Source organism: Lysobacter sp. (assembly GCA_013141175.1).
Classification (GTDB): domain Bacteria; phylum Pseudomonadota; class Gammaproteobacteria; order Xanthomonadales; family Xanthomonadaceae; genus Lysobacter_I.
This window is the reverse complement of record JABFRN010000001.1, coordinates 2618784-2637599: the sequence shown is the minus strand read 5'-3', so window position 1 is coordinate 2637599 and position 18816 is coordinate 2618784. Positions and strand designations below refer to the sequence as shown.

General features: G+C 66.5%; 15 protein-coding genes, 1 other RNA gene and 1 pseudogene. 10 read left to right on the top strand and 7 right to left on the bottom strand.

The window, feature by feature from the left end; all coding sequences use genetic code 11:
- Positions 1-139: 139 nt before the first annotated feature.
- Positions 140-1419: pseudogene (locus tag HOP03_11570) on the bottom strand (peptidoglycan DD-metalloendopeptidase family protein).
- The gene (locus HOP03_11565) at positions 1416-2999 is read right to left on the bottom strand and encodes a 2,3-bisphosphoglycerate-independent phosphoglycerate mutase (GenBank protein ID NOT88808.1); all 1584 of its coding nucleotides are present in this window, start codon (positions 2997-2999) and stop codon (positions 1416-1418) included. Before HOP03_11565 ends, HOP03_11570 begins: the two are co-directional and overlap by 4 nt.
- A gap of 106 nt (positions 3000-3105) precedes the next feature.
- On the opposite strand from HOP03_11565, the gene HOP03_11560 reads away from it, so the two are divergent.
- The 3 genes from HOP03_11560 (at position 3106) to HOP03_11550 (ending at position 6129) form a co-directional block, all read left to right on the top strand.
- Positions 3106-3831 carry a hypothetical protein gene (locus HOP03_11560; protein ID NOT88807.1) on the top strand — a complete coding sequence of 242 codons (726 nt, stop codon included), beginning with the start codon at positions 3106-3108 and terminating at the stop codon, positions 3829-3831.
- A gap of 86 nt (positions 3832-3917) precedes the next feature.
- Complete coding sequence (locus HOP03_11555) at positions 3918-5684, top strand: M28 family peptidase (protein ID NOT88806.1); 1767 nt, start codon at positions 3918-3920, stop codon at positions 5682-5684.
- A gap of 64 nt (positions 5685-5748) precedes the next feature.
- Complete coding sequence (locus HOP03_11550; GenBank protein ID NOT88805.1) at positions 5749-6129, top strand: VOC family protein; 381 nt, start codon at positions 5749-5751, stop codon at positions 6127-6129.
- A 112-nt stretch (positions 6130-6241) separates the two neighbouring features.
- Here HOP03_11550 and HOP03_11545 read toward each other — a convergent pair whose 3' ends face one another.
- The 3 genes from HOP03_11545 to HOP03_11535 all read right to left on the bottom strand — a co-directional run bounded on the left by HOP03_11545 (position 6242) and on the right by HOP03_11535 (position 10783).
- Positions 6242-6964 (bottom strand): hypothetical protein, encoded by a 723-nt coding sequence (locus tag HOP03_11545; protein NOT88804.1) that lies wholly within the window; start codon positions 6962-6964, stop codon positions 6242-6244.
- 169 nt (positions 6965-7133) lie between these two features.
- Positions 7134-8288 carry an NAD(P) transhydrogenase subunit alpha gene (locus HOP03_11540; GenBank protein ID NOT88803.1) on the bottom strand — a complete coding sequence of 385 codons (1155 nt, stop codon included), beginning with the start codon at positions 8286-8288 and terminating at the stop codon, positions 7134-7136.
- 140 nt (positions 8289-8428) lie between these two features.
- Complete coding sequence (locus HOP03_11535; protein ID NOT88802.1) at positions 8429-10783, bottom strand: DUF1631 family protein; 2355 nt, start codon at positions 10781-10783, stop codon at positions 8429-8431.
- Between the two features lie 20 nt (positions 10784-10803).
- Between HOP03_11535 and HOP03_11530 the strand changes: the two genes are divergently transcribed.
- Genes HOP03_11530 through HOP03_11520 form a run of 3 tightly spaced genes read left to right on the top strand, consistent with a single transcriptional unit; the run spans position 10804 to position 13027 of the window.
- Positions 10804-11454 carry a nitroreductase gene (locus tag HOP03_11530; protein NOT88801.1) on the top strand — a complete coding sequence of 217 codons (651 nt, stop codon included), beginning with the start codon at positions 10804-10806 and terminating at the stop codon, positions 11452-11454.
- Positions 11451-12452 (top strand): exodeoxyribonuclease IX, encoded by a 1002-nt coding sequence (locus HOP03_11525; protein NOT88800.1) that lies wholly within the window; start codon positions 11451-11453, stop codon positions 12450-12452. Before HOP03_11530 ends, HOP03_11525 begins: the two co-directional genes overlap by 4 nt.
- A 29-nt stretch (positions 12453-12481) precedes the next feature.
- Positions 12482-13027: an NUDIX hydrolase gene (locus tag HOP03_11520; protein ID NOT88799.1), complete on the top strand. Its 546-nt coding sequence runs from the start codon at positions 12482-12484 to the stop codon at positions 13025-13027.
- A gap of 374 nt (positions 13028-13401) precedes the next feature.
- Here the strand turns inward: HOP03_11520 and HOP03_11515 are convergent, their stop codons facing one another.
- Positions 13402-14724: a M24 family metallopeptidase gene (locus HOP03_11515; GenBank protein ID NOT88798.1), complete on the bottom strand. Its 1323-nt coding sequence runs from the start codon at positions 14722-14724 to the stop codon at positions 13402-13404.
- A 31-nt stretch (positions 14725-14755) separates the two neighbouring features.
- Positions 14756-15313 (bottom strand): UPF0149 family protein, encoded by a 558-nt coding sequence (locus HOP03_11510; GenBank protein NOT88797.1) that lies wholly within the window; start codon positions 15311-15313, stop codon positions 14756-14758.
- 99 nt (positions 15314-15412) lie between these two features.
- Here HOP03_11510 and HOP03_11505 point away from each other — a divergent pair, with 99 nt between their 5' ends.
- The 4 genes from HOP03_11505 to ssrS all read left to right on the top strand — a co-directional run bounded on the left by HOP03_11505 (position 15413) and on the right by ssrS (position 18581).
- Positions 15413-17707, top strand: a complete 2295-nt coding sequence (locus HOP03_11505) for an EAL domain-containing protein (GenBank protein NOT88796.1) — start codon at positions 15413-15415, stop codon at positions 17705-17707.
- On the top strand, positions 17704-17925 hold the full coding sequence (locus tag HOP03_11500; GenBank protein NOT88795.1) for a TIGR02449 family protein: 222 nt from the start codon (positions 17704-17706) through the stop codon (positions 17923-17925). The genes HOP03_11505 and HOP03_11500 overlap by 4 nt, the downstream gene beginning before the upstream one ends.
- A gap of 10 nt (positions 17926-17935) precedes the next feature.
- Positions 17936-18235, top strand: coding sequence for a cell division protein ZapA (locus HOP03_11495; GenBank protein NOT88794.1), 300 nt, complete (start codon positions 17936-17938; stop codon positions 18233-18235).
- Positions 18236-18396: 161 nt separating this feature from the next.
- A non-coding RNA gene (ssrS, locus tag HOP03_11490) (6S RNA) lies at positions 18397-18581 on the top strand.
- The last annotated feature ends 235 nt before the right edge of the window (positions 18582-18816 follow it).

Here is an 18816-nt window from a genome sequence, read left to right as displayed (position 1 = left end):
CCCGGCAGACAGCGGGTGCGCAGGGAAGACGAGGACGACGGAAGCAAAGGCATCGAATACTCCAACCAAGAGGTCTAACGGTCTGACCGCGAAGACTGCGGCGGGTTCATTGCGCTGCCGCAGGGTCTACCGTAGCGGCTTATTGCCGCCGCAGCCAACTGCCGGGATCGACCGGCTGACCGTTGCGGCGCAGCTCGAAATACAGCGCGGGCTGTTCCAGACCGCCGGAGTTGCCGACCCGCGCCACCGCATCGCCGCGTTTGACCGTGGCGCCCACGTCCTTGAGCAGCGATTCATTGTGCGCATACAGGCTGAGATAGCCGTTGCCGTGGTCGACGATCAGGATCAGGCCGTAACCAGTCATCCATTCGGCGAACACCACGCTGCCGTCGGCCACCGCGCGCACGGGGGTGCCGAGGCCGGCGGCGATCAGCAGGCCGCTGCTGGCGCGGCCGTCGGGCATGCGTCCGCCGAAACCGGCGACAAGATTGCCCGACAGCGGCCAGCCGAAACCGCCGACCCGTACCGGCGCGGCGTTGGCGGTCTGGCGCGGCGGCGTGCCCTGTGCGGCTGCCGGCTTCGAGCCGTTCGCCTTCGTGCCGGCGGGACGTGAGCCATTGGCTTTCGAGGGCGCGGCAGCGGCTTTCGCGGCGGCGCGTTCAGCCGCAGCCCGCTCTGCCGCCGCGCGCGGCGGGCGGCGGCGCGCAGACGACCGATCACCTGCTGCAGCGCCTTGGCATCGCTGCCGAGCGCCTGCTCGCGGACGCGGCGGTCGCGATACTGCTGTTCCAGTTCGCCCAGGGTCACCGCGCGCGCCTTGCGGTCGCGGGCGAGCGCGGCGAGCTGCGTGCGTTGACGCGCGCGCGCGGCATCCAGCGCGGTGCGCTTCTCGACGATCTGGGTCTCGACCCGATCCAGTTCGGCGAGTTCGGCGCTCAGCGTCGCGGCACGCTGCAGCCGCTGACGCTGCAGATAGCCGTAATACGTCATCTGGCGCTGGGCGTCGGCGACGCGATCCTGCGCCAGCATCACTTTCAGCGGCGCATGCTCGCCCTGCGCATAGGCGGCGCGCAGCAGCGCGGCGAGTTCCCTGCGCTGTGCGGCCTGCTGGGTCTTCAGTTCCTCGCGCCGTGCGTTCAGTTGCGCCAGCGAGTCCTGCTCGCGCGCAAGCTCGGTTTCGGCCACGTGCAGGGCGCGGCTGGAATCGGCGACGCGTTCGTCCACCGCGCGCAGTTCGCGACTGGCGGCGCCGCGCTGGCCTTCGAGCCTGCGGCGCTCGGCCGCGACGTCCTTCAATTCGCGCTGGATCTTCTCCAGACGGCGCTGCGCTTCGCGGCTCGTGCTCTGCTGCGCGGCCAGTGGCCACGCCAGCGACAGCAGCAGCGCAATCGCGACAAGACCGCGCAGGACTGCGCTCATCCGGCGCCCGGTCCTGCGCCCAGTGCTGCGCCAAGCAAGGAACGTCCGCCCATCTCCGCCGGCTGCGGAAGTCCGAGCAGATCGAGCATGGTCGGCGCGACATCGCGCAGCGCGCCGCCGCTGCGCAGGCGCACGCCCTCGCGATCGCCGACATAGACGAACGGCACCGGGCCGACGGTGTGCGCGGTATGCGGCTGTCCGGTCTCGGGGTCGCGCATCATTTCGAGATTGCCATGATCGGCGGTGACCAGCAGTGCGCCGCCGGCCGCATGCACGGCGGTTTCGATCGCGCCGATCGCCACGTCCACCGCCTGCGCGGCGAGGATCGCCGCCTGCAGATCGCCGGTGTGACCGACCATGTCCGGGTTGGCGATATTGCACACGACCACGTCGAATCGTGCGGACGCGATGGCATCGACCAGCTTCGCGGTGAGTTCGGGACAGCTCATTTCCGGCTGCAGATCGTAGGTCGCGACTTTCGGGCTCGGCACCAGGATGCGCTCCTCGCCCGCATACACCGCTTCGCGACCGCCGCTGAAGAAGAAGGTCACGTGCGCGTATTTTTCGGTTTCGGCGATGCGCAGCTGGCGCAAACCATGCGCGGCCAGCACTTCGCCCAGCGTGTTGCGCAGATCGTCCGCCGCGAACGCCAGCGGCGCCGGCAGCTTGGCGTCGTATTCGGAAAGGCAGACGAAGCGCGACAGCTGCGGACGTCGTGCGTGGAAGCCGTCGAACCCGCCTTTACCGAACAGGGGATCAACGAATGCGGCAGCGAGCTGACGCGCGCGGTCGGCGCGGAAATTCATGAACACGATCGCGTCGCCGTCGCGCATCGGCTGCGTCCCTTCGATGACCGTCGGCGCGACGAACTCGTCGTTCTCGCCGCGCGCATAGGCCGCTGCGAGCGCGGCCAGCGCATCCGGCGCGCGCTGCGCGGCCTGCGCATCGACGATCGCATCCCAGCCAAGACGCACGCGCTCCCAGCGCTTGTCGCGGTCCATCGCGAAATAGCGTCCGCCGACCGTGGCGATGCGCGCATTGCCCAGCGCGTCGCACTTCGCCTGCAGCGCGCGCAGGCTGGCTTCGGCCGAACGCGGCGGCGTATCGCGACCATCGAGGAACGCATGCACCGCCACGCGGGCGACGCCCTCGCGCGCGGCCAGATCGAGCATCGCGAAAATATGCTGTTCGTGGCTGTGCACGCCGCCGGGCGAGAGCAGGCCCATCACATGCAGTACACCGCCGGACGCCTTCGCCGCCGCGCAGGCGGCGCGCAGTTCGGTGTTGGCGAAGAAGCTGCCGTCCTCGATCGCCGCATCGACGCGGGTGAGGTCCTGGTAGACGATGCGGCCGGCACCGAGATTCATGTGCCCGACTTCGGAATTGCCCATCTGCCCGTCGGGCAAGCCGACGTGGCGGCCCTCGGTGTGGATCAGGGTATGCGGGCGCTGCGCCCAGAGCCGGCGCCAGTTGGGCAGATCGGCCAGCGCCAGCGCGTTGTCGGCCGGGTCCTCGCGATAGCCCCAGCCGTCCAGGATCAGCAATACCACGGGCTTCGGACGGTGGGCGGCAGCGGGCATGTGACCTTCGGGGCTGTGACTTAGGGCAGATGCGATTGTAGCGAAGCGCCCGCATCCTACGCGTCACGGGGCCGGAACCGGCCCGCTCACGTTCATGAGGTCAATCATGCGCCACACTCCACTGCTCCTCGCCTCCGCCATCGCACTGGTGCTGTCCGCGCCCAGCGCATTCGCCGGCCAGAACATCGAGAAAGTGATGGGCAGCATCACCGCCCATGCCGGCGAAAGCTACGGCTCGCTGGAAACCGTCAACGGCAGCATCCGCGTCGAGGCCGGCGCCAACACCGGCGACATCGAAACCGTCAACGGCAGCGTGCATCTGGAAACCGGCGCCAATGTCGGCGACGCCGAAACCGTCAACGGCAGCATCAAGGCCGACGACAAGGCCAAGGCCGGCGCGCTGGAAACGGTGAACGGCAGCATCCGCCTGGGCGAACAGAGCCGCGTCGCCAAGATCGAAACCGTCAACGGCAGCGTCTTCGTCGACCGCGGCGGCGATGTCGCCCGCGACGTCGAAACCGTCAACGGCGCGATCGGCCTGGTCGATACCGATGTCCACGGCAGCATCAGCACCGTGAACGGCGACATCACCGTCGGCGCCGGTTCGTTCGTCCATGGTGGCATCACCATCGAGAAACCCACCAGCAACTGGATGCCGGTCAGCACAAAGCAGCGCAAGCTGCGGATCATCATCGGCCCCAACGCGGTGGTGGAAGGCCCGATGGTGTTCAAGCGCGAGGTGAACCTGTACGTGCACAAGACCGCACGGATCGGCCAGGTCACCGGCGCGACGGCGGTGAGCTATGACGGGGCGACGGCGCCGAAGGATTGATGCCGCCGACATCTGCCGTCCGGCAGGCGCCCCGGATCGCGGGCGCGTCGTACACTCGCCGCTTCCGTTTCGTCTGGAAGCCTCCGATGCGCTGTTCTCCGCCAATCCTGTTCCCGAAAGTTCTGCTTTTGACCCTTGCGGCCACGGCCGCCCTTGCCGGTTGCAAACGCGAGGCCGAAGCGCCCGCCGCGCCGCCGGCCGAGACCGCGCCGGCCCAGCCCGGCTTCGCATTCAAGGACGCGATCACACCGGCCGATTTCGCCGAGCACGTGCGCGTGCTGGCGTCGGACGAATTCGAGGGCCGCGCGCCGGGGACGCCCGGCGAGGACAAGACCGTCGAATATCTCAAGGCGCAGTTCCAGCGCATCGGTCTGAAGCCCGGCAACGGCGACAGTTATTTCCAGACCGTGCCGATGATGGAAACCACCGCCGACGAAGCGACGACGATGAGCATCGACGTCAAGGGCAAGCCGCATACACTGAAGTTCGGCACCGATATGGTGATCGGTACGCGCACGGGGCAACCTGAAGTGAAGATCGATGCGAGCGACCTGGTGTTCGTGGGCTACGGCGTGGATGCGCCGGAGCAGCAGTGGAACGATTACGCCGGTGTCGATGTGAAGGGCAAGACCGTGGTGATGTTCGTCAACGATCCGGGCTTCCACGCCAAGGATCCGGATCTGTTCGACGGCAACCGCATGACCTACTACGGGCGCTGGACGTACAAGTTCGAGGAAGCGGGGCGCAAGGGAGCAGCGGCGGCGCTGATCATCCACGACACCGAGGGCGCGTCGTACGGTTGGGACGTGGTGAAGAATTCGTGGTCCGGCGCGCAGTACGATCTGCGCGCGGCCGACGACCCGGCGCCGCGCGTGCCGCTGCAGGGCTGGATCACCGGCGAGCAGGCGAAGGCGCTGTTCGCCGACGCGGGGCTGGATCTGGAGAAGATGCGCGCCGCCGCCGGCAAACGCGGCTTCAAGCCGGTGCCGATGCAGGCGAAGGCGACCGTCACCCTGAAGAGCACCACCGCCGAAAAGGAATCGCGCAACGTGTTGGCGCTGCTGCCGGGCGCGGAAACGCCGAACGAAGCGATCGTCTACATGGCGCACTGGGATCATCTGGGTCACCACACCGACGAGAAGAATCCGGACGGTTCTGGCGACACCATCTACAACGGCGCGGTGGACAACGCGACCGGCGTCGCCGGCATCCTGGAAATCGCCGAACTGCTGGCCAAGGGCGCGAAACCGAAGCGCTCGGTGCTGTTCGCTGCGGTGACGCTGGAGGAATCCGGGCTGCTGGGTTCGAAGTATTACGTCGCGCATCCCAGCATTCCGCTGGACCAGACCGTGGGCGTGATCAATCTCGACGCGATGAGCGTGGCCGGCCGCACCCGCGACATCACCGTGGTCGGCATGGGCAATTCGGAACTGGAAGACATCCTCAAGCCGATCGCCGAGCATCAGGGCCGCACGCTGGTGGAGGAATCGAACCCGGCCGGCGGTTATTACTTCCGCTCCGATCACTTCAACTTCGCCAAGGCCGGCGTGCCGGCGCTGTATCCCGACGGCGGCACCGATCTGATCGACGGCGGCACGGCGGCAGGCGAAGCGGCGGGAAAAATCTACAACGAAAACCACTACCACAAGCCCAGCGACCAGTACGACGCGGCCACCTGGAAACTCGATGGCACGATGCAGGATCTTGCCGCCGTCTACGAAGTGGGTCTGGCCTTGGCGTTCGACGACAAGTGGCCGAACTGGTATGCCGACAACCCGTTCCGCGCCGCGCGCGACAAGATGATGGCGGCGAAGGCACCGGCGACGGCTGCGGCAGCAGCGCCGGCGAAATAATCCGTCGGAAATAATCCGTCGACAGGCCGCAGAACAAGCACTAGTCGATCTTTGGAGAAAACGTATGAAGCGCGTGACCGGCATCGGCGGTATCTTTTTCAAATCGTCGGACCCAAAGCGCCTAAGCGCTTGGTATCGCGACCATCTTGGTTTGGACGTGAGCGATTGGGGCGGAGCCATATTTCAGTGGGGTGGCCCTGACAGCTCACCGGGGATGACTATTTGGAGCCCATTTGCGCAAGATACAAACAAAATGGATCCAAGCCCGGCATCCTTCATGATCAACTTCCGCGTGGCGGATCTGGACACACTTCTCGCCACATTGCGCACTGAAGGTTGCAACGTCATAGACAACACAGAGCCCTCGGATTTCGGCAAGTTCGGCTGGGTGATCGATCCCGATGGAAACAAGGTTGAACTTTGGGAGCCTCCAGCAGTTCAGTAAGCAGCGCGCGGCGCCTTGACCCAGGCGATATCCGGACACGACAACGGCGCCATTCGGCGCCGTTGTTTTGTACTCGAAACGATTCGAAGACAACCGTCGATAGCGTTCGATATCAACGCTTGAGCGCAGAATTCGAGGACTGCACGCGCGCCATGACCTGGTCTTCGGTCGCCTGCAGTGCATTCATCCGCTCGTGCTGGTTGTTGTCCTGGTTCTGCTGGTGCATGGCGATGTTCTGTTCGGCGGCGGACTTGCCCTGCAGGCGCTGATTGGCCTGTTCGATCTGTGCCGCGCTCTGGTCGAACGCCGGGGCATCCTTCATGCGCACGTCGTTGGTGAAGATCGGTTCCCTGTCGCCGTACTTCATGTTCTCCATGCGCACGATGGTGTCGCCGTTGGCGTTCACCGCCTGCACGCGATCGACGCGCGTGTCCGGCTTGCGGTCTTTTTCGGCGATGAACTGCAGCACGCTGAACGCGGCGATGCGCTGTACGTCGTCCTTGGCGATGCCCAGCTCCTGCACTTTGTCCTTGACCGAATTGAAGACCTTCTGCTGTTCCGGGGTCCACTTCTCGATGGCGTGTTCGTCGATACCGCGCGCGCTGCCGCCCGAGGTACCGCTCGAACCGCTGCTCGACGTACCGCTTGAGGCATTGCTTGAGGCGTTGCTCGACGTACCGCTCAACGCGCTGTTCGATGCCGTGCCTTCGGTATCGTCGGCCCCGGCCTCCGCCTCGACATCCGCATCGGGATCGACAGCGATCGCTTTCGCTTCCGGGCGCGTGCCCTCATCTTCGGGTGAAGGCGGCTTCGGATACTCGGTCGGATCGGGCATGGCGCACCTCCTCGGTTGCTGGGCAGGTCGCTCGATGGGCACCCTGCGAAGAAGAAATTCCGCTCATTTCGATACCTTCGAGCGGAGATGCCGACGCCCCTTCGTCAGGCCACAAGCATAACGCCGAACACCCGGCGGCGGTCCCCGCACGACGGAACCGCCTCGACCGTCAACCTGCGGCGCGTTCCGGCCAGACCGTCTTCGCCAGCAGTTCGTCGTTCCAGTCGAAATGCAGCGAGCCGTCCTTCTTCAGCAGCAGCGAGACGAAGTTGAAGACATTGCGCGCGAACATGTCGCTGGCGTGCATCGCGCCGCTGCTGGCGAGGTTGAGCGGGCCGGACACCGTCACTCCGCCATGGACGACGTTGTCGCCGGGCCGGGTGAGTTCGCAGTTGCCGCCGGTTTCGGCGGCCAGATCGACGATCACGCTGCCGGGTTTCATGCCGGCCACCATCGCCGCGCTGACGATCTTCGGCGCAGGGCGGCCGGGCACGGCGGCGGTGGCGACGATCACGTCGATGTTCTTCAGATGATCGGCGAGGCGCTGCTGCTGCAGGGCACGCTCTTCGTCGGTGAGCTGGCGGGCATAACCGCCCTCGCCTGCGGCGCTGACGCCGAGATCGAGGAATTTGCCGCCGAGCGATTCGATCTGTTCGCGGGTTTCCGGGCGCACGTCGAAACCTTCGACCTGGGCGCCGAGGCGCTTGGCGGTGGCGATCGCCTGCAGCCCGGCCACGCCGGCGCCGATCACCAGGACTTTCGACGGCCGGATGGTGCCCGCGGCAGTGGTGAGCATCGGGAAAAAACGCGGCGCGAGCTGCGCGGCGATCAGCATCGCCTTGTAACCGGCCATGCCGGCCTGCGAGCTGAGGATATCCATGGCCTGCGCACGGGTGGTGCGCGGCAGGCGTTCCAGCGGAAACGCGACGATCCCGCGCGAGGCGATGGCCTCACCGCGTGCGGCGTCGCCCTGCGGCTGCAGCATGCCGACCAGCACCGCACCGGATTTCATCGCAGCGATCGCCTGCGCCGACGGCGGCTGCACGCAGACGACGATATCGGCGGAAGCCAGCACGGTATCGGCGCCATCGACGACTTCGGCGCCGGCATCGACATACGCCGTGTCGGGAGCGTGCGCACCGTCGCCAAGGCCACGTTCGATGCGTACGCTGGCGCCCGCAGCCACGAGTTTCTTGCAGGTTTCGGGCGTCAGCGCCACGCGCCGTTCGCCATGGGCGGTCTCACGCACCGCGCCGATGATCACTTTCGCCACGACGGCTTCGGCAGCCGTCTCCGTCACTGTGTCCGCACCTGCTGCCGCCATTGCCTGTTCCCCATCGATCCGCGTCGGTTGCCGGCATCGTAGCAGGTGCGTCCGCCTTCACGATCCGGCCGGCGCCGCAAAAACAAAGGCCGCCGACGGATCGCGTCGACGGCCTTCAAGGAAACGCTCGTGGCCGGCGCTCAGCCGACGGCGGCGCGGGTCTGGCTCAGCTGTTGCCACATGTCGCGCAAGGCCTCGTCGAAGGGGGCCTCGGACGAGCGCAGGCTCACACGTCCCTTGGCGACCAGCGCGGCGAGCTCTTCCGGCGAGACCACCAGCTTGCGCATGCCGCGACGGTTGACGATCAGGAACCGCGAGGTGAGTGGGCTGACCCAGGCGATGCGCGCGGCGCTTTCGCGACCATCGTCCTCGATGAGCCTCAGGTTCTGTCCGACCCGCAGGCGGCGCATCCGCGCCGCGATCGACAGGTCGTAATCGATGCTGTCGGTACCGCCGACCACCCGCAATCCGCCCCAGTTCGCCGCATCGCTGACTTCGACAGCGGAGTCTTCCGTCGGCACCGGATGCAGTGCGCGAGGCTGGTCCGGAAAGGCCAGCGCGGTCACGATCTTCGCCAGCGAATCGCGGGCGGCGACCGCATCGAGGCCACAGCTGGCATAGCAGCGGCCGAGCGGCCCCTGCAGTTCGAGGATCTTGTCGGCAACCCTTGCGCCTTCGGCACGCGCGGCGTCGGCGTCGATCTGGATCAGGCTCTCGCCGACCGACACCGCAGACAGGTACTGGGCCGAACTCGGGCCTTCGCGCAGCCAGGTCTGGACCAGATGATGGCGCCAGTGGCCGGTCAGGAATTCGGCGATGCCTTCGGTCAAGGGACGCTGGCCGAGGCGCGAGCCCAGCAGTTCGTCGACCGCACGGCGCGCGTGCTGCAGGCGCTCGCGGCCACTGACCGCATCGGCGGCGCGCTGTTCGGCGACTTCGCGCATCCGCTTCTGCTGATCGAGATGATCGCGCAGCTCGCTGGCGGCCAGCTCGAAAATCGCCTTGTCGTCGCGGTATTCCTCGACCACGCGCTCCACCGCAAGTTCGGCGTGGGTCAGGGTCTGCTGGTCCTGCGGCGAGTCGCCGGTGTTGCCATCGCAGGCTTCGCTCAATGCTTCGAGCAGCTTGCGGCCGGGATGGGCGCGCTGATCGAACAGGCTGTCGTCGCTCAGCGCCAGCTTGAGGTACGGCGCCACCAGACGGCCGTACAGCGCGCGGGAGCGCTGCAGCGTCGCATGGCTGCGGGAGAGGGTCTGCAGCAGGATGCCGACGAGATCGATCGCGTCCTCGTCCAGCTCGCTTAAGCGGGTCTGGGTGGGGTCGTAGCCGAGCTGGCGCGAACCGCTGACGATCTGGTCGCGGATCACCGCCGACAGCGGGCGGGCATCGTCGCCGGCCAGCGCGCGGACATAAGGCGCCGGATCGTCGCCCTGCAGCATGGCGGCGATGCCGAGCAGTTCCTGTGGCGCGAGCACGCGCACACCGGCCACGGATGCCGCTGAAGGCGCCATCGAACCGGGACGCAGCACGGTCTGCCGCCATGCGCGCAGCTGCTGATGGACGTCCTCGCGATAACGCAGCGGCCGGCCACCGCCGCCCGCAAGCAAGCCACCGGCCGCAGGCTGACCGCCGCCCATCGCCTGGGCACCGAAGTCCCAGGGCACATTCGGTGCATGGCCGTAACCGGCCTGACCGCCCTGCGGGTGGTTGCCCTGCTGGAAGCCGCCTTGCTGGAAGCCGCCCTGCTGCGCGCTGCGGCCCTCGACCAGACCGCCGTCCGGGGTCCAGCCTGCCGCCGATGGCGCCATGGACGGCGCGGACGGCGCCATCGGCATGTCGCGCGGCGCAAACCCCTGCTCCAGCACGGTATTGATCTTGGTGTACAGCTCGTCCAGCACCTTCGACAGGCGCTTCTCCAGCTGCAGGAAGATCAGCCGGCGCAGTTCGGGGGTGAGATCGTCTTCGTTGAACAGTTTGACCAGCGCGGTGACCGGCACGTCCGGGCGCAGCGGGTTGGTTTCCGGCGCCTGCCGCGGCAGGCCGAGCGCGGTGGCGAGCGAATCGAGCCGCTGGTGCATCAGGTGCAGCGGGTGCATCAGCTGATGTTCGAGCAGTTCGACGATCTGCTGGCCGGACAGATGCACTTCGAGCTGGGCCTCGGACATCAGGCTCAGGCCCTTGTTGTCGATGACCGCACGCGGGCGCGGATTGCGCCACTGGTCGAACGCGGTCTCCAGCGATTCGCGATAGCGGTTCGCCAGTTCCAGCGCGCGCTGGTTCAGCAGCCGGATCGCGATCCGGTCGTCGTAGATCGCGCTGTTCTCGTGGCTGGCGATGGCCGCGAGCCGCACCTGCTCTTCGATATCGCCCCAGAAGCCCGCAAGCACGCCCGAGAGCGCGGTCACTGCGTCGCGGCGGATCGACTCGAAAGTCTTGTCTGCGGACTGGCGCGCCAATGGCGAGTGGCCAGGGAAGAACCGGCTGTTGTCGTCCATCTGAGTCTTTTCGGGGGAGAATGGGAAGCGGCTGGTCTGCCAGACGTTACCATCCTTCAACTGCCAGCGGGACGTCTGTGACTCCACTCGCAAATCATCCAAGCCAAACATTGCAATTGCTCGATGATCGGCGCTCGGTGCCGAGCCGGCAATTGGCCGCGCCCGGGCCCGATCACGCCACACTGTTGCGCATGCTGCGCAGCGCATCGCGCGTTCCCGATCATGGAAAGCGGACACCGTTCCGGTTTCTGCGCGTCGAAGGCGATGCCCGTCTCAGTCTTGGCGAACGCATCGCCGCACGCAGCCGCGCACGCGATCCCGATGCATCCGACAGCGCGGTCGAAAAAGACCGGCTGCGGTTCTCGTTCGCCCCGACCATCGTCACCGTGATCGCCCGACTCGGCCCGGACGAGAAGATTCCCGAGCAGGAGCGGCTGTTGACCACCGGCTGCGTCTGCTTCGCCCTGCTGCAGGCCGCGCAGGCGCTGGGTTTCGGTGCGCAGTGGCTGACCGGCTGGGTCGCCTACGATCCCGGGATCCGCGCGCTGCTGGGCATCGGCGACGATGAAGTCGTGGCCGGCTTCATCCACATCGGTACCGCGCAGGCCGATATCCCGGAACGCGAACGCCCGGACGCCGCCGCGCTGCTGACCGACTGGATTCCGGAATGATCGGCGGCGAAGACGACGACATCCTCGATCGCGACCTCGACGGTCGCGGCCCGGACAATCACGGCCGCGATCCGCGCGCGGAGCCGCCGCCGGTCTATCTGATCGACGCCAGCATCTACGTGTTCCGCGCGTGGCACACGATGCCCGACGAGTTCACCGACAGCGATGGCTGGCCCACCAACGCGGTGCAGGGCTTCGCGCGCTTCCTGCTGGATGTGCTGGAACGCGAACGCCCGAAGCACATCGCGGTCGCATTCGACGAAGCCCTGGATTCGTGTTTCCGCAACGCGCTGTATCCCGCTTACAAGGCCAATCGCGACCCCGCGCCGGACGCATTGAAGCGCCAGTTCGTGCACTGCAAGACGCTCTGCGCCGCGCTGGGATTGAACGTGCTCGGTCACGGCGAATACGAAGCAGACGACCTGATCGGCAGCGCGTTGCTGCATGCGCGCGCGGCGGGGCATCGCGGCATCATCCTGTCGGCCGACAAGGATCTTTCGCAGTTGCTGCATCTCGGCGACGAACAGTGGGATTACGCACGCAACCAGCGCTGGGGTGCGCACGGCGTGCGTGCGCGCCATGGCGTGGAAGCGCACCAGATCGCCGATTACCTCGCGCTCAGCGGCGACGCGGTCGACAACATCCCGGGCGTGCCCGGGATCGGCGCCAAGACCGCTGCGGTGCTGCTCGCGCATTTCGGCGATCTCGACAGCCTGCTGACGCGGGTCGAGGAAGTGCCGTTCCTGCGTTTCCGCGGCGCCGCGCAAGCGGCCGTGAAACTGCGCGAACATCGCGGCAATGCCCTGCTGTTCCGCCAGCTGACCACCATCGCCTGCGATGCGCCGGTCGGCGACGCCGCGCCGCGCTTCCACCGCACCAGCGCCGATCCCGCAGCGCTGGGCGCGATCTGCGAGACGCTGCGCTTCGGCCCGATGACGCGCAAACGCATCTACGCCGCCGGCGGCCTGGATTTCGCCGACCACGCGCCGCAGGCATGAACACCGAATCCATCTCCAACGAGGCCCGCATGACCGAACCCCGCGAAGTGCTTTACGAAGGCCAGTGGCTGCGCCTGGTGCGCATCGGCCGCTGGGAATCCTGCGAACGCACCCACCACGCCAACGGCATGGCGGTGATCATCGTCGCGGTGACGCCGCGGGACGAGGTGCTGTTCGTCGAGCAATACCGGGTTCCGCTGGGCGCGCGCACCATCGAAATGCCCGCCGGCCTGGTCGGCGACGATCACGATCAAGACACGCTGGAGAGCGCCGCGCGCCGCGAACTGATCGAAGAAACCGGCTGGCAGGCGAACAAGGTCGAAGTGCTGCTGATCGGCCCCACGTCGTCGGGCATGAGCAACGAGCGCATCGCCTTCGTGCGCGCCCGCGATCTGGTGAAAGTCGGCGACGGCGGCGGCGTGGACAACGAAGACATCATCGTGCATACGGTGCCGCGCGCGCAGGCGCCCGCGTGGTTGATGCTGAAACAGCGCGAAGGCTACGAGCTCGACCTCAAGCTCTGGGGCGGGCTGTGGATGATCGAGCACAATCCGGATGGGACGCTGGCGGGATAGGCTTCCCTGCAGGAGCGACTTCAGTCGCGAAGCCCACAAACCCAGACATCATCAAAACACGATGGCATCGCATTCCGGTGATGCGTTTTCCGGCAGTCGAAGGTTACGGTCTTCGCGACTGAAGTCGCTCCTACGAAAATCGTCCTGCGAAAATCGTATGGCGCAGCCCCCTGTAGGAGCGACTTCAGTCGCGAAGCCCACAAATCCGAGCAACAAAGGAAGCCAGTAATCCGACGCACCGGCTCCACAATGACGCTTCGGCGATTCTGCACGATGGCATCGTATTCCGGCGAAGCGTTTTTTCTCTGCCGGCCGGAGATCGCGGGCTTCGCGACTGAAGTCGCTCCTACGAAGAGCGATGCTTCGCGCCCTGATCACCCGCCCGCCATGAAATCCTCGATCTCGTCGGCGCTGCGCGCGAGCTTGTCGGTCAGCACCTTGTGGCCATCCTTGGTGACGAGGATGTCGTCCTCGGTGCGGATGCCGATGCCGCGCCACTTCTCGTGCACGCTCTTGTCGTCGCTGCCGATGTACAGACCGGGCTCGATGGTGAAGACCATGCCCGGTTCGAGCAGCCGCGAGTCGCCGTCGAAGCGGTACTCGCCGACGTCGTGGACATCGAGGCCCAGCCAGTGCCCGGTCTTGTGCCGGTAGAAACGCTTGTAGTGCTCGTCGGCGATGTTCTTTTCCAGCGTGCCCTTGAGCAGGCCCAGCTTGAGCAGGCCTTCGGTCAGGGTTTCGACCGCCGCGTGGTGCCCGGCGTCGTAGGGCACGCCCGGTCGCGCCTGCGCCAAGGCCGCGCGCTGCGCCGCGCCGACCAGATCGTGCAGCGCGCGCTGTTCCTTGCCGAAACGGCCGTTGACCGGAAACGTGCGGGAAATGTCCGCCGCGTAACCGCGATACTCCGCACCGGCATCGATCAGCACCAGCGCGCCGTCCTTCGCCTGCGCATTGTTGGCGCGGTAATGCAGCACGCAACCGTTGTCGCCGGCGCCGACGATGCTGGCGTAGGCCGGCTCGGCGCCGTGACGGCGGAAGACGCATTCGATTTCCGCCTGCAGTTCGTATTCGTGGATGCCCGGCCTGGCCGCGCGCATCGCCGCGCGGTGCGCTTCGATGCTGATATCGGCGGCGCGCTGCATCAGCTTCAGTTCGTCGCGCTCCTTGAACAGCCGCATCTCGTCGAGCAGATGGCCCAGTTCGAGGAATTCATGCGGCGGCTGCGCCCCCATCCGCATCTGCGCGCGCACGCGGTTGAGCCAACCGATCAGCTTGAGATCGAAATCGGTGTCGCGACCGAAGTGGTAGTAGACGCGGGTGCGGCCTTCGAGCAGGCCGGGCAGGATCTCGTCGAGATCGTCGATCGGGTACGCGTCGTCCATGCCGAAGGCGTCGACCGCACCTTCCGGGCCGGAGCGCGGTCCGTCCCAGCCTTCGCGTTCGGGGTCGCGTTCGCGACAGAACAGCAGCGCCTCGCCGTGCTTGCGGCCGGGAATCAGCACCAGCACGGCTTCGGGCTCGGGAAAACCGGTGAGATACCAGAGATCGGAGTCCTGACGATACGGATAATGGGTGTCGCGGCTGCGGATGCGCTCCGGTGCCGAGGGAATCACCACGATGGCGTCGTCGCCGGCCATCCGCATCAGTTGGCGGCGGCGGCGGGCATAGCCCTGCGCGGAAATTCCCGTCGACGTCATGCCGGGTGAAGTGGCTTTGGGCGTCATGCGGTCAGTGCAGTTGTCGCCGGTGGCGCACGCCCATGGCGCAGTCGCCGTGGAGCAGCAGGGCCGCGACGCGGACGAACTCCTCGATCTCGATCAGCGCGGCCTCGTCCTCTTCGTCGCCCTCGTCCTGGGGCGTGGCTGCGGCCAGCTTGGCGATGTCCGCGAGCGCTTCGGTGCTTTCCTCGGTAAGCGGCGGATGGGCACCGGCGGCCAGACCGAAACCGCCGAGAAATCCCCGGCACCAGTCGAACAGGCCGCTGCTGCGCTCCACGAGCGACGCCTCGGGCGCCGGGACCAGCAGCTCGAAACCGAAATCGCGGTCCTCGATCTGGGCAACGCTGGCCTCGCGCAGACGATCCAGCGCACTGCCGGCCATCGGGGCGGTCACGGCATCGTCGGCCAGCACCTGCGACAACCAGCGCGACGAGTCGTCCCCGCCGCCAGCCAACCAGCCGCACAAGGCGCCGTGCAATTCGGACGCGCCGACCCCCAATCCCTGCGCACGGACCGCATCCTCGATCTCGAACAGACTGGGCAGCGCCGGGGTCGGCTGGGCGGACATCATCGGTCGGTCGTCGGTGTTTCGTCGGGTGGTGCAGTGTACAACGGCCGTCTCCGCAAGCGCTCCCGCAGCGCTTACACTGGCGCGTCGTCATGTGCGTTGGGGGACCACGTGTCAGATTCCTCGGAACTGCAGCTTTTCGCAGCGCTGGCGCTGGCCGGCGTGCTCGCGGTCGTGCTGTTACTGGTGTGGACCCGTCGGGTCGGCGCCGAAAAACGCCACATCAACCAGCTGCGCGACCGCGAGGACCGCCTGAAACTCGCGCTGTGGGCATCGTCCGAGCAGTACTGGGACTACGACCTCAAGACCAGGCACATGCGCCGGATCTGGGTCGATTCGCGCAGCAACCGCGCCGATCTGCATGTGCTGTCCACCACCGACAGCGACCACCGCATCCATCCCGACGACCTGCCGCAGGTGCAGAGCAAGCTGCGCGAGCACCTGAACGGACAATCCGAACTCTTCATTTCCGAACACCGCATCCTCGACCCGCGCGGCGAATGGCTGTGGGTGCGCGCGCGCGGCCGTGCGGTGGAGAGCGGGGCCGACGGCAAGGTCCGCCGGATCGCCGGCACCGCGCGCGACATCACCCTGGTGCGCCAGGCCGAGCGCGAACGCCGGATCGCGATCGCCGTGCTGCGCAGCATGAACGAAGCGGTCGCCGTGCTGGACCGCGACTTCAACTTCATTTCGATCAATCCGGCCTTCACCCGCACCACCGGCTACACCGAGCGCGAGGTCATCGGCCAGAGCGCCAGCCTGCTCGACAGCACCCAGCACGATGTCGCGTTCTACAACCGCATCCGCCAGAAACTGGCGAACGAGGGCCACTGGGCCGGCGAGATGTGGCAGCGGCGCAAGAACGGCCAGGAATTCCTCTGCCAGATCGAATCGAGCGCCACCGAAAGCATCTACGGCGAACACCGGGTCTACATCGCGGTGATCACCGACATCACCCAGCAGAAGCGCGCCGAACAGGAACTGCGCTACCTCGCGAACTTCGACACCCTGACCAATCTGCCGAACCGGGCGATGTTCTCGGAACGGCTGTCGCGGGCGATCGTGCGTGCGCGCCGGCAGAACCACCGGATCGCGGTGCTGTTCCTGGACCTCGACCGGTTCAAGGACATCAACGATTCGCTGGGCCACACCGCCGGCGACCGCATCCTGCGCGCGGCGGCGATGCGCCTGCAGGAGACCGTCGGCGAGCAACAGACCGTGGCGCGGCTGGGCGGCGACGAGTTCACCGTGGTGCTGGAAAACCTCGATCAGCCCGAGGACGCCGACAAGGTCGCCCGCGAGATCATCATGGCCTTCGAAGCGCCGCTGGTGCTGGACGACCGCCAGGAAGTGGTGATCTCGCCCTCGATCGGCATCAGCCTGTATCCGGACCACGGCCAGGTGCCGACCGAATTGCTGAAGCAGGCCGATACCGCGATGTACCAGGCCAAGGCGGCCGGGCGCCGTACCTTCGTGCGCTACGACGACAGCATGGAGATCGCCAATCGCCGCCGGGCGCAGCTCTCCAGCGCGCTGCACAAGGTCCTGGATCGCGGCGAACTGCGGCTGGTGTTCCAGCCGCGCCTGTCGCTCACCACGCGCCGGATCACCGGCGTGGAAGCGCTGCTGCGCTGGACCAGCGAGGAGTACGGCGAGATCCCGCCGATCCAGTTCATCCCGTTGGCCGAAGAAAGCGGCCTGATCCTGGAAATCGGCGAATGGGTGCTGCGCGAAGCCTGCATCACCCTGCAGCGCTGGCATCAGGCCGGACTGACCGAATTGAACATGGCGGTGAATGTCTCGGTACTGCAATTGCTGCGCGGCGACTTCTCCGAGATCGTGCGCCGGACCCTGGAAGACACCGGAGTGCCGCCGCATGCACTGGAGCTGGAACTGACCGAAAGCGTGCTGATGGCCAATGCCGAACAGACTTCGACCAAGCTGCAGTCGCTGCGCGAAATGGGCGTGTCGCTGGCGATCGACGACTTCGGCACCGGCTATTCATCGCTGGCCTACCTCAAGCGGCTGCCGATCACGACGCTGAAGATCGACAAGACCTTCATCACCGACCTGAACCGCGACCCGGACGACACCGCCATCACCACCACGGTGATCACCATGGCCCACTCGCTGGGCCTGAACGTGGTCGCCGAGGGCGTGGAAACCGAAACCCAACTGCGCTTCCTCGACCATTTCCGCTGCGACGAGATCCAGGGCTATTGGCTCTTGCGTCCGGTCGACCCCGACACCTGCCTGCAGTTCATCCGCGACTGGACGCCGGCCAAGGCCAGCGGCGCCGGTCCGCAGGCGGCGATTCCGTCCCCTGCCGCCCTGCCGCCCGCGGCCCACGACATCTTGACCCCCGACGGGCGCCTGCCTATGGTGCAGTCATGAACGACGCCGATGTCATCGCCCAGTTGCGCGCGCTCGCCGACCGCGTCGAGACCCTCGCGCAGCGCGTGCAGCGGCTGTCCGAAGAAAACCGCAGCCTGCGCCAGCAGCAGGAGCAGTTGGCGAACGACCGCTCGCAACTGCTCGCCAAGAACGAGCAGGCGCGTTCGCGCGTCGAGGCGATGATCGCGCGGTTGAAATCGCTGGAGCAGCACACGTGAGCGTCCGGTCATGACCCAGTCCGCCAGCGAGCCGTTCAACATCCGCATACTCGATCGCGAGTACACCGTCGGCGTCGCCCCCGACGAACGCGACAGCCTGCTGTCGGCCGCGCGTCTGCTCGAAGCCAGGATGCGCGAAGTGCGCGGCAGCAACCGCATGGCCGCCGTCGATCGGGTCGCGGTCCTCGCGGCGCTGAACCTCGCGCACGAACTGGAACAGCTGCGCAACGAAAACGCATCGCGCGACCGCGAACTGGCGCGCACGCTGAGCGAACTCAATCGCAGGATCGACGCGCTCGCTTCCGACTGAACGCGACACGAATCGCGCGACCGATCGCATGATCGATCGCGACGGGCTTCGCAAGACGATCTCCAATAAGACACGCATAAAACACGCACGCTTTCGCAGTATTCGTTTTCGGCGCCGGAACGACCCTTGCGCTCCGGTGTCGCGCGCCTATACTGCGCTTGCGTCCTCTGCCGTGAACGACGGCGTGCCAAACATTCACCTTGGCCCTTAAATACGACCACGGGAATGCAATGGAGTCCGGGTGTGCATGTCCGCCTCGCAGCGGGAAGCCCGATGGAAGCCAAGCGTTCCCACTTGAACCCCGGGTTCAAGGTCGTTTAGCGCGCATCGTCATGGCGGAGGATGTCTTGATTCCGAGGAATGTCGCACCGCGATATTCCGGTTGCCATGCGCTTGTCACGATCATGCGCTTGCCACGATCATGCCTTGTCGCGATGGATCGCTGTCATGCCATGGATCGTTACGCCGCACCGCAGCGGCTTTCGCAGCAAACGCTCACCGCAAACGATTGCGTGAGCCACCGCCAACGCCCGCACCCCGTGCGGGCGTTTTGTTTGCGACAATCGCCGCGACAACGACGA